Below are 16,563 nucleotides of genomic sequence, written 5' to 3' on the forward strand. Positions count from 1 at the left end.
AGCGGCTGCACGCGCGGGCCGCCGCAACTCACATCACTCACGCGAAGCTGCGAATGAAGCGGCACGCGTGATGCGCACCGCCGTCGATCATGACAGCTTCCCGTGACATTGCTTGTACTTCTTGCCGCTGCCGCACGGGCACGGGTCGTTGCGGCCGACCCTCGGCATTTCGCCGCCGGGGCCGCTGTGCGTCATCGCACTACCGACCATGTCGGCTGTCGCCGTGGCGGCCACGGCAGCCGCGACGTTGGCCACCGGCGCACCGGCTTCCGCGTAATCGGCGTGCTGGTACTCGACGTTCTCGAGATGACCGCCACGCTCCTCGATCTGCTCGGCGGCCTGCTCGAGCTGTTCCGGCGACTGGATCTGCACGTTCATCACGACGCGCGTGACTTCCTGCTTGATCGCTTCGAGCATCGCGGCGAACAGTTCGAACGCTTCGCGCTTGTATTCCTGCTTCGGATTCTTCTGCGCATAGCCGCGCAGGTGGATGCCCTGGCGCAGGTGGTCGAGCGCCGCGAGGTGCTCCCGCCACAGACGGTCGACCGTCTGCAGCATCACCGAGCGCTCGAACGCGCTGAACGATTCGCGGCCGACCATCGCGACCTTCGCCTCGTACTGCTCGTCGGCGGCCGTCGTCACCGCGTCGAGGATCTCCTCGGCCGTGATCGACGAGGACTCGTTCACCATTTCCTGGATCGCGAGGTCGAGCTGCCATTCGTTGCGCAGCACTTCCTCGAGCTCGGGCACGTCCCACTGCTCTTCGATGCTGCCTTCCGGCACGAACTGGCGGACGACTTCGGTAATCACGCCGTGACGCATCGCGGTGATCGTCTCGGTGATGTCGTGCGCTTCGAGCAGTTCGTTACGCTGCTGGTAGATCACCTTGCGCTGGTCGTTCGACACGTCGTCGTATTCGAGCAGCTGCTTGCGGATGTCGAAGTTGCGCGCTTCGACCTTGCGCTGCGCGGACTCGATCGAGCGCGTGACGATCCCGGCCTCGATCGCCTCGCCTTCCGGCATCTTCAGGCGGTCCATGATCGAACGCACGCGGTCGCCCGCGAAAATGCGCAGCAGCGGATCGTCGAGCGACAGGTAGAAGCGCGACGAGCCTGGATCGCCCTGGCGGCCCGCACGGCCGCGCAGCTGGTTGTCGATCCGGCGCGATTCGTGGCGCTCGGTGCCGATGATGTGCAGGCCGCCCGCGGCCTTCACCTGCTCGTGCAGCGTTTCCCACTCGTCGTGCAACTGCTGGATGCGGCGCGCCTTCTCGTCGGCCGGGATCGCTTCGTCGGCCTCGATGAACGCGGCCTGCTTCTCGGCATTGCCGCCGAGCACGATGTCGGTACCGCGGCCGGCCATGTTGGTTGCGATCGTGACGCGCTTCGGACGGCCGGCTTCCGCGACGATGGCCGCTTCGCGCTCGTGCTGCTTCGCGTTCAGCACCTCGTGCGGCAGACCGGCCTGCTTCAGCAGGTGTGACAGCAGCTCCGAGTTCTCGATCGACGTCGTGCCGACCAGCACCGGCTGACCGCGTTCGTGGCATTCGCGGATGTCGCGGATCACCGCGTCATAGCGCTCCTTGGCCGTCTTGTAGATCTGGTCCTGCTTGTCGATCCGCTTCGGCGGGCGGTTGGTCGGGATCACGACCGTTTCGAGGCCGTAGATCTCGTTGAATTCGTACGCTTCGGTGTCGGCGGTACCGGTCATGCCGGCCAGCTTCGCGTACATCCGGAAGTAGTTCTGGAACGTGATCGACGCGAGCGTCTGGTTCTCGCTCTGGATCTTCACGTGCTCCTTCGCCTCGACCGCCTGATGCAGGCCATCGGACCAGCGGCGGCCGGCCATCAGGCGGCCCGTGAATTCGTCGACGATGACCACTTCGCCGTTCTGCACGACGTAGTGCTGATCCTTGTGGAACAGCGTGTGCGCGCGCAGCGCCGCGTACACGTGGTGCATCAGCGTAATGTTCTGCGGTGCGTACAGGCTCTCGCCCTCGCCGATCAGGCCCCATTCGGCGAGCAGGCGCTCGGCCTTCTCGTGGCCCGATTCCGTCAGGAACACCTGGCGCGCCTTTTCGTCGAGCGTGTAGTCGCCCGGCTTCTCGACGCCCGTGCCGTCAGCCTTCTCTTCGCCGATCTGGCGCTCGAGCAGCGGCGGCAGCGCGTTCATCCGCACGTACAGCTCGGTGTGATCTTCGGCCTGGCCCGAAATGATCAGCGGCGTACGCGCCTCGTCGATGAGGATCGAGTCCACTTCGTCGACGACCGCGAAATTCAGGGCCCGCTGCACGCGCGCGTCGGTCTCGTAGACCATGTTGTCGCGCAGGTAGTCGAAGCCGAATTCGTTGTTCGTGCCGTACGTGATGTCCGCCGCGTAGGCCTGCTGCTTCTGGTCATGCTCCATGCCGGACAGGTTGATGCCGACCGACAGACCGAGGAAGTTGTAAAGGCGCGCCATCCATTCGGCGTCGCGCTGTGCGAGGTAATCGTTGACGGTCACCACGTGCACGCCGCGGCCTGCCAGCGCATTCAGGTACACGGGCAGCGTCGCGACGAGCGTCTTGCCCTCGCCGGTGCGCATTTCCGCGATCTTGCCGTAGTGGAGCACCATGCCGCCGATCATCTGCACGTCGAAGTGCCGCATCTTCAGCACGCGACGGCTGGCCTCGCGGCAGACCGCGAAGGCCTCGGGCAGCAGCTTGTCGAGCGACTCGCCGGCCGCGACCCGCTGGCGGAATTCGTCCGTCTTGCCGCGCAACTGGTCGTCCGTCAGCTTCTCGATCTGCGTTTCGAGCGCATTGATCGTCGTGACGGTCTTTTGGTATTGCTTGACGAGCCGCTGGTTGCGGCTGCCAAAAATTTTCTGGAGAAAACCGGTTGTCATCGGATCGGATCCTGCGTCGCAGCACCGGCGCCCGGCGCGTGTTGCGCGCCCCGGCGCCCGAGCCTCGGCGGCTTAGCGAATTAGTGGACTCAAACGATGAATTTTAGCACGCGGGGAAGCGTGCGCCCGTGTCTCGGCCGGACGGACACTGCGCGCCGACCGCCGAACCATCGGGGCGAAAGCCGCCCGTGCACGGGCCCGCACGGGTACAATCGGCGTCAACGTCCGCGCGCGTGCGCGCCCGAAGAATGTCTCGATGAACCGATTTTCCAAGCGTTTCGGCCCGCTCGCCCCGTATCGCCCGCAACCCGTGTCCGAAGTGCTCGGCCGCACCGACGCGTTCGCGGCGCTGCGCGCCGGCGTCGAACAGATCGCGTCGCTGCAGCGCGATCTTGCCGCGCTCCTGCCCGACTATCTGGCGAACCATATCGAGCCCGGCTTCGTGAAGGATGGCACCCTGACCCTCTTTGCTGCGCACAATGCGTTGGCCGCTCGTCTGCGACAAGTCGAACCGCGGTTGCTCGGCGATCTGCAAAAACGCGGCTGGCCGGTCTCGACGCTACGCGTACGCGTGCGCCCGAAGGATGCGCCGGAGCCGCCCCACGTGAAGCAGGCGCGGATGACGTCGGTCGGGGCGGCCGCGTTGCGCGACCTGGCAGATCATCTCGAACCGTCACCGCTGCAGGACGCGCTCGCGCGGATGGCGGCCCGGCATGGCGCGAAGCCGCGCTGACGGCGCGCGCCGCCGGCAGCGCAAGGCGGCCCAGCCAATAAAAAAGCAGCCCGCAGGCTGCTTTTTTATTGCTTGCGCCGAACGCAGGTCAGGCGAAGGCCGTCTGCATGTCGAACGCGAAGCCCTTCGGGGCGGCCTGCGGATCGTCGAACGTGACGATCTCGTACGCATCTTCGTTCGCGAGCAGTTCGCGCAGCAGCGCGTTGTTCAGCCCGTGGCCCGACTTGTACGCCGTGTACGACGCCAGCAGCGGATGGCCGATCACGTACAGGTCGCCGATCGCGTCGAGCATCTTGTGCTTCACGAACTCGTCGTCGTAGCGCAGCCCGTCGTTGTTCAGGATGCGGTACTCGTCGAGCACGATCGCGTTTTCCATGCTGCCGCCACGGGCGAGACCCATCTCGCGCAGCATCTCGGCTTCATGTGCGAAACCGAACGTGCGTGCACGCGCAATCTCGCGCACGTACGACGTATTCGCGAAATCGACCTCGAGTTCCTGGCCGGTCTTGTCGACGGCCGGGTGACGGAAGTCGATCGAGAATTTCAGCTTGAAACCGAAGTACGGATCGAGACGCGCGAACTTGTCGCCATCACGGATTTCGACCGTCTTCTTCACCTTGACGAAGCGCTTCGGCGCGTTCTGCTCCTCGATCCCGGCGGACTGGATCAGGAACACGAAGGTCGCCGCGCTGCCGTCCATGATCGGGATTTCCTCGGCCGTCACGTCGACATAGAGGTTGTCGATACCGAGGCCGGCACATGCCGACATCAGGTGCTCGACGGTCGACACGCGCACGCCATCCTTCTGCAACACCGACGCGAGCCGCGTATCGCCGATCGACGTCGCCGCGGCGGGAATGTCGACGGGCGTGGGAAGGTCGACGCGCGAGAAGACGATGCCCGTGCCGGGTGCGGCAGGACGGAGCGTCAGCTCGATCTTGCGGCCCGAGTGGACACCGATACCCACGGTCTTCACGATGGATTTGATGGTGCGCTGCTTCAGCATGATGTTCTTCGTCGTGATTGAAGATATCAATCAGGAGTTATATTCGATAGGGGGGATTATAGCGTAATTCCCTATTCAGCGTCGTTTGAAACTGCGTATCAATCTGTTTCGACCGTTTACCCGCGCCGATACGGGACGGGCCGATGCCCGGAACGGAGGCGTTTCCGGTCATCGGCCCGTGTTACAACTGCCCTGAGGCCGGTGAGCAGCGTTGCCGGAAGGCAACGGCGCACCGTACGATCAGGACGTCAACGTCGCGAGAACACTCGCCGCATCGCTCACTTCGAATTTGCCCGGCGCCTCGACGGCCAGCGTCTTGACCACACCGCCGTCAATCACCATCGCGTAGCGCAGGGAACGAATTCCCATGCCACGCGCGGACAAATCCTGCGTCAGCCCCAGCGCATGAGTGAAAGCCGCGCTACCGTCCGCCATCATGCGCACCTTGCCCGCGGTGTGCAGATCACGTCCCCATGCGCCCATCACGAATGCGTCGTTGACGGACACGCACCAGATCTCGTCGATGCCCGCCGCGCGCACTTGCTCGGCGTGTTCGACGTAGCCCGGCACATGCTGCGCCGAGCAGGTCGGCGTGAAAGCGCCCGGCAATCCGAAGATCACCACCCGCTTTCCCGCAACCTGGTCGCGCACGCTGTAGGCATTCGGCCCCAGCGTGCACCCTTCGCGCGCGTCGTCGATGTACTCGAACAATTGCGCGTCGGGCAGCGCGTCGCCCACTTGAATCATGGCTGGTCCCTCATAGCGATACGGTTTTTCAGCGTGTCGCGGACAGCACGGTCCATCCCGCCCCGCTCGAGCGGAGAGGGCACGTTTCCCGGCCCGGCGTCGCAGCCGACGCGGCCTGTCATGGTCCGTAGCATCCGTCACGCCGGCGATACCGCGGCAGATTCGCCGCGGCTTCGCCTGTGTTTGCGTCAGTCAGCCTGCTTGCGCAGGAAAGCCGGGATGTCGTACGTGTCGACACCCTTCTCCTGCAGCGCCTGCACGTGCGATGCCGCGGTTTCGCGCGAATTGCGCCATACCGCCGGCGTGTCGAGCGCGCCGTAGTCTGCCGTGCTGACGTGATGCGTCGGCGCATAGCCGTGCGATACCGCGCTGACCGGCTGGTTGTCCGTACCCGTGCGCAGCAGCGTCATCGGTGCCGATTGCTGCTTCTTCGCCGCACGGCCCAGACCCGTTGCCACCACCGTCACGCGCAGCGCGTCGCCCATTGCGTCGTCGTACACCGCACCGAAGATCACCGTCGCATCTTCCGCCGCGTAGCTCTTGATCGTGTTCATCACTTCGCGCGTTTCCGACAGACGCAGCGAACGGCTCGACGTGATGTTGACCAGCACGCCGCGCGCGCCCGACAGATCGACGCCTTCGAGCAGCGGGCTCGCCACGGCCTGTTCCGCCGCGAGGCGTGCGCGATCGACGCCGGCGACCGTCGCCGTGCCCATCATCGCCTTGCCCTGCTCACCCATCACCGTCTTCACGTCTTCGAAGTCGACGTTCACGAGGCCATCGACATTGATGATTTCAGCGATGCCTGCGACCGCGTTGTTCAACACGTCGTCCGCGCACTGGAAGCACTTGTCCATCTCGGCGTCGTCGCCCATCACGTCGAACAGCTTGTCGTTCAGAACGACGATCAGCGAGTCGACGTGATCCTCCAGCTGCTGCGAACCGGCTTCAGCGACGCGCATGCGCTTGCCGCCTTCGAATTCGAACGGCTTGCTGACGACACCCACCGTCAGGATGCCCATCTCCTTCGCGATCTGCGCGACCACCGGTGCCGCGCCCGTGCCCGTGCCGCCACCCATGCCGGCCGTGATGAACACCATGTGCGCGCCGCGCAGTGCGTCGGCGATGCGCTCACGCGCTTCTTCCGCTGCCGCACGGCCCATTTCCGGCTTCGCACCGGCGCCCAGGCCCGTGTTACCGAGCTGGATCACCGACGATGCACGCGAACGCGACAGCGCCTGCGCATCCGTGTTCATCACGATGAAGTCGACGCCCTGCACGCCGCGGTTGATCATGTGCTGGACGGCATTGCCGCCAGCGCCGCCAACGCCGACCACCTTGATGATGGTGCCGTTGGTCTCGGTTTCCAGCATTTCGAATTCCATTGTTGCCTCCGTCAAGAGAATGACTGCTACTCGGCCGTTATTCGGCAGGAGATCGGGCAACCCCCTGTCGCGCGCCAGCCGCCGGCACCAGCGCGAATTTCGATTCGGTTCGATTCGTCAGAAGTTGCTCAGGAACCACTCCTTCATCCGCGAGAACACCTGCCCCGCGTTGCCGGACTGCACGGCGACCTTGCGGCCGCGCATGCGCTGGGCACTGCCTTCGACGAGCAGCCCCATCGCCGTCGAGTAGCGCGGATTGCGCACGACGTCGGAGAGGCCGCCTGCATACTCCGGCGCGCCGATGCGCACCGGTTTCAGGAAAATGTCTTCGCCGAGCTCGACCATGCCGGGCATCATCGACGCACCGCCGGTAATGACCACGCCGGAGCTCAGGAGTTCTTCGTAACCGGATTCGCGCACGACCTGCTGCACGAGCGAGAACAGCTCCTCGACGCGCGGCTCGATCACGGCTGCCAGCGCCTGGCGCGACAGCGTGCGCGGGCCGCGTTCGCCGAGGCCCGGCACTTCGACCATTTCATCCGGATCAGCGAGCGCCTGCTTCGCGATCCCGTAGCCGACCTTGATGTCTTCCGCATCCGGCGTCGGCGTGCGCAGCGCCATCGCGATGTCGCTCGTGATCTGGTCGCCGGCGATCGGAATCACCGCGGTGTGGCGGATCGCGCCTTCGGCGAAGATCGCGATGTCCGTCGTGCCGCCGCCGATGTCGACCAGCACCACGCCGAGATCCTTTTCGTCTTCCGTCAGCACGGCCAGCGACGACGCGAGCGGCTGCAGGATCAGGTCGTTCACTTCGAGCCCGCAACGGCGCACACACTTGACGATGTTCTGCGCGGCACTCACCGCGCCCGTCACGATGTGCACTTTCACTTCCAGCCGGATGCCGCTCATGCCGATCGGCTCACGCACGTCTTCCTGGCCGTCGATGATGAATTCCTGCGTGAGGATGTGCAGCACCTGCTGGTCGGTCGGGATGTTGATCGCCTTCGCGGTCTCGATCACGCGCGCGACGTCGGTCTGCGTGACTTCCTTGTCCTTGATCGCGACCATCCCGCTCGAGTTGAAGCTGCGGATGTGGCTGCCCGCGATCCCCGTGAACACGTTGGTGATCTTGCAGTCGGCCATCAGCTCGGCTTCCTCGAGCGCGCGCTGGATCGACTGCACGGTGGCCTCGATGTTGACCACCACACCTTTCTTCAGACCCTTCGACTCGCTCTGGCCGAGACCGATCACCTCATAGTGGCCTTCGCCCTTCAGCTCGGCGACGATGGCCACCACCTTCGACGTGCCGATGTCGAGGGAAACCAGCAGATCCTTGTAGTCTTTGCTCATAAAGTGCTCTTGCGTGTGATCTCTCGTTACTTCTTGCGCTTGTCGGTATCGGTCAGGAACCGCATGCCTGCCGCGCGAATCGCGAATCCGTTCGGATAGCGCAGGTCCGCGTACTCGATGTCGTTGCCCCAGCGCTCCGTGACAGCCGGCCATGCGGCGACCAGGCGCTGGCTCCGGTCATGCAGCGACTCGCTGTTGCGTTCCTTGCCCAGCTCGACCTGCATCCCGTTCGACAGCTTCACCGTCCACGCGTACCGCGCCGACAGCGTCACTTCTTCCGGCGCCGCCTTCAGCGGCGCAAACCATTTCCCGAAGTCGCGATACCGCGTGACGACCTCCTTCGCACTGCCCTCCGGGCCGTCGAACGCCGGCAGTTCCTGCTCCAGCTCGCCCTGGTTCGCGGTGAACAGCTCGCCATCGACGCTCACGAGCTGGTCGCTGCCCCAGGTCCCGAGCGGTTTGTACTCCTCGAGCGTGACAGCCAGCGCATTCGGCCATACCCGGCGCACGCTCGCATGGCGCACCCAGGGCATCTGCTCGAACGCGGCGCGCGCCGCATCGAGATCGACCGTGAAGAAATTGCCCTTCAGCCGGCCGACCACGCCTGCGCGCACCGTCGGTGAATTGATGTGCTCGGTGTCGCCGTCGATCCGGATTTCCCGCAGCGCGAACGTCGGGCGCTGGATCAGCCAGTAGCAACCGGCCGCCGCCAACACGAGCAGCAACAGCGCGTACAACGCGCTGGCGGCAAGGTTGAGTTGGCGAACGTTGTTCCACATACGTCGTTCCGTTCCTGCGTCAGTCGTTGAGCGTGAGCGACAGCACCTTCACGACCAGCTCCGAATAGCTGATGCCGACCGCGCGCGCGGCCTTCGGCGGCAGCGAATGATCGGTCATGCCCGGCGCGGTGTTCACTTCCAGGAAGTACGCGTTGCCGTCGGCGTCGAGCATGAAATCCGCGCGCCCCCAGTCGGTGCAGCCAAGCACGTCGAACGCCCGGCGCGCGACGCGCTTGAGCTCCGCTTCCTTGTCGGCGGGCAGTCCGCACGGAATCAGGTATTGCGTGTCGTCAGCGACGTACTTCGCGTGATAGTCGTAGAACTCGCCGGCCGGCACGATCTTGATCACCGGCAGATCGAGATCGCCGGCGATGCAGGCGGTGTACTCGCCGCCGCCTTCGATGCTCTTCTCGACGATCACGATCGGGTCATGCTTGGCGGCTTCCGCGAGCGCGGCCGGCAGCGCATCGGCCGTCTTCACCTTCAGCACCGCCACGCTCGAGCCTTCGCTCGCCGGCTTCACGAACAGCGGCAGGCCGAGCTTCGCGACGATGTCCGTCGCCCGCGCCGCGAGGTCGTCGCCGCGCAGCACCGTCTCGAACGGCGGCGTCGGCACGCCCGTCTGCTGCCACACGAGCTTCGTGCGGAACTTGTCGAGGCCGAGCGCCGACCCGAGCACGCCGCTGCCCGTGTAGCGAATGCCGTAGAAATCGAGCGCGCCCTGGATCTGGCCGTTCTCGCCGTAGCCGCCGTGCAGTGCGTTGAACGCGCGCACGAACCCTTCATCCTTCAGCGCCGCCAGCGGACGCTCGGCCGGGTCGAACGGGTGCGCGTCGATGCCCGCGTCGCGCAGGCCCTGCAGCACGAGCTTGCCCGACGTGAGCGACACCTCGCGCTCCGAGGACTCGCCGCCGAACAACACCGCCACCTTGCCGAAACGTTTCGGATCAATCCCGCTCATGTCATGCCTTCTGTTGAGTGTGCTGCGCAACCTTCGCCGGCACGCCGCCGATCGAACCCGCGCCCATCGTGATCACCACGTCGCCGTTCTGCGCGACCTTCGCCAATGCGTCCGGCACGCCGTCGACCGTCGCGACGAACACCGGGTCGACCTTCCCCACCGCGCGCAACGCACGCGACAGCGCGTCGCCGCTGGCGGTCGAGATCGCCGCCTCGCCCGCCGCATAGACTTCGGTCAGCACCAGCGCGTCGACCGTCGACAACACGTTGACGAAATCGTCGAAGCAGTCGCGGGTGCGCGTGTAGCGGTGCGGCTGGAACGCCAGCACGAGGCGGCGGCCCGGGAACGCGCCGCGCGCGGCCGCGATCGTCGCGGCCATCTCGACCGGGTGATGGCCGTAGTCGTCGATCAGCGTGTACTGGCCGCCGTCCGCGGTCGGCACTTCGCCGTAGCGCTGGAAGCGCCGGCCGACGCCGTTGAATTCCGCGAGCGCCAGCTGGATCGCGTCGTCCGACACACCGAGATCGGTCGCGATCGCGATCGCCGCGAGCGCGTTCTGCACGTTGTGCAGGCCCGGCATGTTCAGCACGACCGCGAGCGGCGCGCGCCCTTCGCGGATCACCGTGAAATGCATGCGGCCGTCGCGTGCATCGATGTCTTCCGCGCGTACCTGCGCGTCCGGCGACAGCCCGTAGCGCACGACCGGTTTCGAAATGAACGGGATGATCTGCCGCACGTTCGGATCGTCGACGCACACGACCGCGCTGCCGTAGAACGGCAGGCGCTGCGTGAATTCGATGAACGCCTGCTTGAGCCGCGCGAAATCGTGGCCGTAGGTGTCCATGTGGTCGGCGTCGATGTTCGTGATGACTTCGATCACCGGATACAGGTTCAGGAACGACGCGTCCGACTCGTCGGCCTCGGCGACGATGAAGTCGCCCGTGCCGAGCCGTGCGTTCGCGCCGGCGCTGATCAGGCGCCCGCCGATCACGAAGGTCGGATCGAGCCCGCCCGCCGCGAGCACGCTCGCGACGAGGCTCGTCGTCGTGGTCTTGCCGTGCGTGCCGGCGATCGCGATGCCCTGCTTCAGGCGCATCAGCTCCGCCAGCATCACCGCACGCTGCACGATCGGCACGCGCTTCGCGCGCGCGGCCAGCACTTCCGGGTTGTCCGAACGCACGGCCGTCGACACGACCACCGCGTTCGCGCCCTCGATGTTCGCCGCGTCGTGGCCGATCGCGATCCGCGCGCCGAGCGCCTGGAGACGATCGGTCACCGCGTTGCGCGACAGGTCCGAGCCGCTGACCTCGTAACCGAGGTTGACGAGCACTTCGGCGATGCCGCTCATGCCCGCGCCGCCGATCCCGACGAAATGAATGTGTTTGACGATGTGTTTCATGTCAGCCTCCGCCGGGCCGCCCCAAATCCCGATGGACAGGCTTTATGGGGGGGCCGCGCCCCCCCAAGCGAACGAAGTGAGCGTGGGGGTTGTTTCATTTAAGTTGTTCCAGGTTCGCGCCTGCCGCCTTCGCGCACACGCGCGCGACTTCGTCGGTGGCCTCGGGCTTCGCCAGCGCGCGCGAACGTTCCGCCATGTCCGCGAGCGATGCCCGCGACTGGCCGCGCAGCCAGTCGGCAAGCAGTTCCGCCGACAGGTCGCGTTGTTGCACCAGCACGGCCGCGCCCGCATCGGCGAGGAACGCGGCGTTGCTCGTCTGGTGATCGTCGACCGCGTACGGGAACGGCACGAACAGTGCCGCCACGCCCACCGCCGCGATCTCCGACACCGTCATCGCGCCCGACCGGCAGATCACCAGATCCGCCGCCGCATACGCGGCCGCCATGTCGTCGATGAACGGCACGAGCCGCACGTCTTCGCCGGCCGCGAACCCGGCCGCTTCGTAGTTCGCCTTCAATGCTTCGATGTGCTTCGCGCCGGCCTGGTGCACGATGCGCGGGCGTTCTCCCGGCGCCAGCATCGCCAGCGCGCGCGGCACGACTTCATTCAGCGCGGTCGCCCCGAGGCTGCCGCCGACGACCAGCACGTTCAGCGGGCCGCTGCGCGATGCATAGCGTGCTTTGGGCGCTTGCGTGCCGGCAAGTTCCGCGCGAATCGGGTTACCCGTCCATTCCGCGTGCGGCAACGCGCCGGGGAACGCGACGAGCACGCGTTTCGCGAATTTCGCGAGCACCTTGTTCGTCAGGCCCGCGATCGAATTCTGTTCATGCAGCACGAGCGGACGGCCCGACAGCGCGGTCATCACGCCCGCCGGGAACGTGATGTAGCCGCCCATCCCGAGCACGACGTCGGGCCGCACGCGGCGCAGCGCGGCGAGGCTCTGCCCGCATGCGCGCAGCAGGTTGAACGGCAGCGTCAGCTTGGTCTTCAGGCCCTTGCCGCGCAGCCCGCCGAATCGCACGTATTCCATCGGAATGCCGTGCTTCGGCACGAGCGTCGCTTCCATCCCGGCCGGATTGCCGAGCCACACGACGCGCCAGCCCGCCGCTTCCATCCGGTGCGCGACCGCGAGCCCCGGGAACACGTGGCCCCCGGTGCCGCCTGCCATCACCATCAGCGTGCGTTGCGACGCGGTCATACCTTCCCTCCGCGCATCAGAAAGACTGAACGAATGTTTTGGCTACGGCCGCTTCGCTTAACTTCGCGCGCTTCGCGCACGAAGTTAGCCTTCACCGAAATCGCGTACTGACGCGGGGAGGTCATACCTTCCCTCCCCGCATCAGTACGCGATTTTCGTAGTCCACCCGCAGCAGCACCGCGAGCGCGACGCAGTTCAGCAGAATGCCCGAGCCGCCGTAGCTCACGAGCGGCAGAGTCAGGCCCTTGGTCGGCAGCAGCCCGAGGTTCACGCCCATGTTGATGAAGGTCTGCGCGCCGAACCAGATGCCAATGCCCTTCGCCATCAGGCCCGCGAACGTGCGATCGAGCGCGAGCGCTTGGCGGCCGATCTCGAACGCGCGGCGCACGATCCAGTAGAACAGCAGGATCACGACCAGCACGCCGACGAAACCGAGCTCTTCGCCGATCACCGCGAGGATGAAGTCGGTATGCGCTTCCGGCAGGTAGTTCAGCTTCTCGACGCTGCCGCCGAGGCCGACGCCGAACCACTCGCCGCGGCCGAACGCGATCAGCGAGTGCGTGAGCTGGTACGCCTTGCCCTGCGCGTAACGTTCGTCCCACGGATCGAGGTACGCGAAGATCCGCTCGCGACGCCACGGCGACAGCCACACCAGCATCGTGAAGGTGCCGATCGCGGTCGCGACGAGGCCGCCGAACAGCTTGCCGTTCACGCCGCCGAGGAACAGCACGCCCATCGCGATCGCCGCGACCACCATGAACGCGCCCATGTCCGGCTCGAGCAGCAGCAGCGCACCGACCAGGCCGACCGCGAACGCCATCGGCAGGAAGCCCTTGGCGAAGCTCTGCATGTATTCCTGCTTACGTACCGTGTAATTCGCCGCGTAGATCGTCACCGCGAGCTTCATGATTTCCGACGGCTGCATGTTCGTGATGCCGAGCGGAATCCAGCGGCGCGCACCGTTCACGCCCTTGCCGACGTGCGGGATCAGCACGATCACGAGGCCGACGAGCGCGATCAGGAAGAGTTGCGGCGCGTATTTGTCCCACGTCGACACCGGCACGCGGAACGCGACCACCGCTGCGATGAACGCGACGGCGAGCGAGATGCAGTGGCGCATCAGGAACGCGTAATCGTGATACGACGCGTATTTCGGCGAATCGGGCATCGCGATCGACGCCGAATACACCATCACGACGCCGAGCCCGAGCAGCGCGATCGCGACCCACAGCAGCGAGTAGTCGAAGTCGAGCATCCGCGAGCGGCTCGGGCGCACGCCGTTGACGACGCTCGCGAGGCCGCCCGTCGCGGCGCGCGTGGCCGACGCGACGCGGCCGCCCGCGGCATTGCCGCCGGTGTCGCGACGATCGTTGAAACGGGAGACGAGGCGATCGGACCAGCTCATGGCGTCGCTCCTTTGTCGATGGCGATTTCGTCGACCGCCGCGCGGAACACATCCGCGCGATGGGCGTAGTTCCTGAACATGTCGAGGCTCGCGCAGGCAGGCGACAGCAGCACCGCATCGCCCGGCTCCGCGAGGTCGGCCGCCGCGTGCACGGCCCCTTCGAGCGTCGTGTGGTCGGCGAGCGGCACGCCCGTTTCGGCGAGCGTGTCGCGGATCGCCGGTGCGTCGCGGCCGATCAGCATCACCGCGCGGCACCAGCGCGCGACCGGCGCGACCAGCGGTGCGAAATCCTGCCCCTTGCCGTCGCCGCCCGCGATCAGCACGATCTTCTGCGCCAGCCCGTCGAGCGCGGCAACCGTCGCGCCGACGTTCGTGCCCTTGCTGTCGTCGACGTAGTCCACGTCGTCGATCGTCGCGATCACTTCGACACGATGCGCTTCGCCGCGGTACTCGCGCAGCGCGTGCAGCAGCGGCGCGGCCGGCAGGTCGATCGCGCGTGCGAGCGCGAATGCGGCCAGCGCGTTCGCCGCGTTGTGCAGCCCGCGGATACGCAGCGCGTCGGCCGGCATCAGGCGCTTCTGCGCGATATCCGGCGTATGCGCGGCATCGCGCTTGCGACGACGAGTCGTCGTCGCGGTTTCATCCGGTGCATCGCGATCGACCGCTTCGACCAGCCACGCAATGCCGTTGTCGCGCGACAGGCCGTAGTCGCCGTCCTGCGCCGGTTCGTTCAGGCCGAACGTGACCGTGCGCGGCGCGTCGGCCGCGCCGGCGGTCGGGGCGAACTTCATCACCGCCGCATCGTCGCGGTTCAGCACGCGCGTCGTCGTTGCGCCGAAGATCCGGCCCTTTGCCTGCGCGTACGCGTCGAAGCTGCCGTGCCAGTCGAGGTGGTCCTGCGTGATGTTGAGGATCGCGGCCGCATCGGGCGCGAACGTGCGCGCGGTCTCGAGCTGGAAGCTCGACAGTTCGAGCACCCACACGTCGGGCAGCGCGGTTTCGTCGATCGCACCGGCGAGCCGGTCGAGCATCGCAGGGCTGATGTTGCCCGCGACCGCGACCTTCTTGCCCGAGCGCTGGCACAGCAGGCCCGTGAGGCTCGTCGTCGTGGTCTTGCCGTTGGTGCCCGTGATCGCGAGCACCTTCGGCTGGTAGCCGCTCGTGCCGAGCGCGCGCAGCGCCTGCACGAAGAATTCCAGCTCGCCCCACACCGCGACGCCCTGTTCGTTCGCGGCCGCGACCAGCGACGCGAGTGCCGGTTCGAGCGGCGACAGCCCGGGGCTCAGCCCGACGAGCTCGACACCGCCGTCGAGCAGCGCAGGCGTGAACGCCCCGCCGACGAATTCCGCATCGATGCCTTCGGCCTGCAGCGCGGCAAGGTTCGGCGGCGCCTCGCGGGTATCGGCAATACGCAGCCGGCACCCGTGCCTCGCGCACCATCGCGCGATCGCGAGACCCGATTCCCCGAGCCCCAGTACGAGCACCATCGGCCGTTGCCGATCTCCAAACATCTCGCCAGACATCCTTGTTACCTTTCCTTTACCGCAGCTTGAGGGTGGTCAGACCGAACAGGCACAGCATCAGCGTGATGATCCAGAAACGCACGACCACCTGCGTTTCCTTCCAGCCGGACAATTCGAAATGGTGATGCAGCGGCGCCATCTTCAGCAGACGTCGCCCTTCGCCGTAGCGCTTTTTCGTGTACTTGAACCACGAAACCTGCAGCATCACCGACAGCGTTTCCGCGACGAAGATGCCGCCCATGATGAACAGCACGATTTCCTGGCGCACGATCACCGCGACCGTGCCGAGCGCGCCACCGAGCGCCAGCGCGCCGACGTCACCCATGAACACCTGCGCAGGGTGCGTGTTGTACCAGAGGAACGCGAGCCCTGCCCCACCCATCGCGGAACAGAAGATCAGCAATTCACCCGCGCCCGGAATGTGCGGGAACAACAGGTATTTTGAATAGACCGCGCTGCCCATCACGTACGCGAACACACCCAGCGACGCGCCGACCAGCACGACCGGCATGATCACGAGGCCGTCGAGGCCGTCGGTCAGGTTCACCGCGTTGCTCGCGCCGACGATCACGAAGTACGTCAGCACGATGAAGCCCCACACGCCGAGCGGGTAGCTGATCGACTTCAGGAACGGCAGCATCAGGTCAGCGCGTGCCGGCAGCCCCATCGACAGGCCGCTCCTCACCCACGCCATGAACAGGTCGAACACGCGCACGTTGTTCGCCTCGGACACGCTGAAGGCGAGGTAGACGGCCGCGAACAGCCCGATCACCGATTGCCAGAAATACTTCTCGCGCGACGACATCCCGCGCGGGTCCTTGTGGACGACCTTGCGGTAATCGTCGACCCAGCCGATCACGCCGAAACCGAACGTGACGAGCATCACGATCCAGATGAAACGGTTGGTCAGGTCGCCCCACAGCAGCGTCGCGACCGCGATGCCGATCAGGATCAGCACGCCGCCCATCGTCGGCGTGCCGGACTTGACCAGGTGCGTCTGCGGACCGTCCTTGCGCACGGCCTGACCGACCTTCATTTGCGTCAGCTTGCGGATCACCCACGGTCCGCACACGAGCCCGATCCCGAGCGCGGTGATGGTGGCCATCACCGCACGGAACGTGAGGTACGTGAACAAGCGCAAAAAGCTTGCGTCTCCTTGCAGCCATTGCGCCAGCGCCAGCAGCATGCTTC

At 66.1% G+C, this 16,563-nt stretch carries 13 protein-coding genes; 1 reads left to right on the forward strand and 12 read right to left on the reverse strand.

Annotation, left to right across the window (positions count from 1 at the left end; all coding sequences use genetic code 11):
• Positions 1-87: 87 nt before the first annotated feature.
• Positions 88-2,886 carry a preprotein translocase subunit SecA gene (gene secA, locus G3N96_RS19905; protein ID WP_124576453.1) on the reverse strand — a complete coding sequence of 933 codons (2,799 nt, stop codon included), beginning with the start codon at positions 2,884-2,886 and terminating at the stop codon, positions 88-90.
• 256 nt (positions 2,887-3,142) lie between these two features.
• Between secA and G3N96_RS19910 the strand changes: the two genes are divergently transcribed.
• Complete coding sequence (locus G3N96_RS19910) at positions 3,143-3,619, forward strand: DUF721 domain-containing protein (RefSeq protein ID WP_043191463.1); 477 nt, start codon at positions 3,143-3,145, stop codon at positions 3,617-3,619.
• Between the two features lie 88 nt (positions 3,620-3,707).
• Here the strand turns inward: G3N96_RS19910 and lpxC are convergent, their stop codons facing one another.
• The 11 genes from lpxC to mraY all read right to left on the reverse strand — a co-directional run bounded on the left by lpxC (position 3,708) and on the right by mraY (position 16,558).
• On the reverse strand, positions 3,708-4,625 hold the full coding sequence (gene lpxC / locus G3N96_RS19915; protein WP_011350845.1) for a UDP-3-O-acyl-N-acetylglucosamine deacetylase: 918 nt from the start codon (positions 4,623-4,625) through the stop codon (positions 3,708-3,710).
• Between the two features lie 240 nt (positions 4,626-4,865).
• A complete protein-coding gene (locus tag G3N96_RS19920) occupies positions 4,866-5,372 on the reverse strand; it encodes a peroxiredoxin (RefSeq protein WP_206138211.1) in 507 nt (168 codons plus the stop codon).
• 188 nt (positions 5,373-5,560) lie between these two features.
• Positions 5,561-6,757 (reverse strand): cell division protein FtsZ, encoded by a 1,197-nt coding sequence (ftsZ, locus tag G3N96_RS19925; protein WP_011350843.1) that lies wholly within the window; start codon positions 6,755-6,757, stop codon positions 5,561-5,563.
• 117 nt (positions 6,758-6,874) lie between these two features.
• Complete coding sequence (ftsA, locus tag G3N96_RS19930; protein WP_006487138.1) at positions 6,875-8,107, reverse strand: cell division protein FtsA; 1,233 nt, start codon at positions 8,105-8,107, stop codon at positions 6,875-6,877.
• A 26-nt stretch (positions 8,108-8,133) separates the two neighbouring features.
• Complete coding sequence (locus tag G3N96_RS19935; RefSeq protein WP_011350842.1) at positions 8,134-8,886, reverse strand: cell division protein FtsQ/DivIB; 753 nt, start codon at positions 8,884-8,886, stop codon at positions 8,134-8,136.
• Between the two features lie 19 nt (positions 8,887-8,905).
• Positions 8,906-9,847, reverse strand: coding sequence for a D-alanine--D-alanine ligase (locus tag G3N96_RS19940; RefSeq protein ID WP_089424424.1), 942 nt, complete (start codon positions 9,845-9,847; stop codon positions 8,906-8,908).
• Between the two features lies 1 nt (position 9,848).
• Complete coding sequence (murC, locus tag G3N96_RS19945; protein ID WP_206138212.1) at positions 9,849-11,246, reverse strand: UDP-N-acetylmuramate--L-alanine ligase; 1,398 nt, start codon at positions 11,244-11,246, stop codon at positions 9,849-9,851.
• Positions 11,247-11,340: 94 nt separating this feature from the next.
• Positions 11,341-12,444 carry an undecaprenyldiphospho-muramoylpentapeptide beta-N-acetylglucosaminyltransferase gene (gene murG / locus G3N96_RS19950; protein WP_206138213.1) on the reverse strand — a complete coding sequence of 368 codons (1,104 nt, stop codon included), beginning with the start codon at positions 12,442-12,444 and terminating at the stop codon, positions 11,341-11,343.
• Positions 12,445-12,565: 121 nt separating this feature from the next.
• Positions 12,566-13,849 (reverse strand): putative lipid II flippase FtsW, encoded by a 1,284-nt coding sequence (ftsW, locus tag G3N96_RS19955; RefSeq protein WP_206138214.1) that lies wholly within the window; start codon positions 13,847-13,849, stop codon positions 12,566-12,568.
• Entirely contained in the window at positions 13,846-15,360 is a 1,515-nt protein-coding gene (gene murD, locus G3N96_RS19960) for a UDP-N-acetylmuramoyl-L-alanine--D-glutamate ligase (RefSeq protein ID WP_206138215.1), read from the reverse strand. The genes ftsW and murD overlap by 4 nt, the downstream gene beginning before the upstream one ends.
• 28 nt (positions 15,361-15,388) lie before the next feature.
• The gene (gene mraY, locus G3N96_RS19965; protein WP_006477019.1) at positions 15,389-16,558 is read right to left on the reverse strand and encodes a phospho-N-acetylmuramoyl-pentapeptide-transferase; all 1,170 of its coding nucleotides are present in this window, start codon (positions 16,556-16,558) and stop codon (positions 15,389-15,391) included.
• Between the last annotated feature and the right edge of the window lie 5 nt (positions 16,559-16,563).

The organism is Burkholderia sp. Se-20373, assembly GCF_017104705.1.
Lineage (GTDB): Bacteria > Pseudomonadota > Gammaproteobacteria > Burkholderiales > Burkholderiaceae > Burkholderia.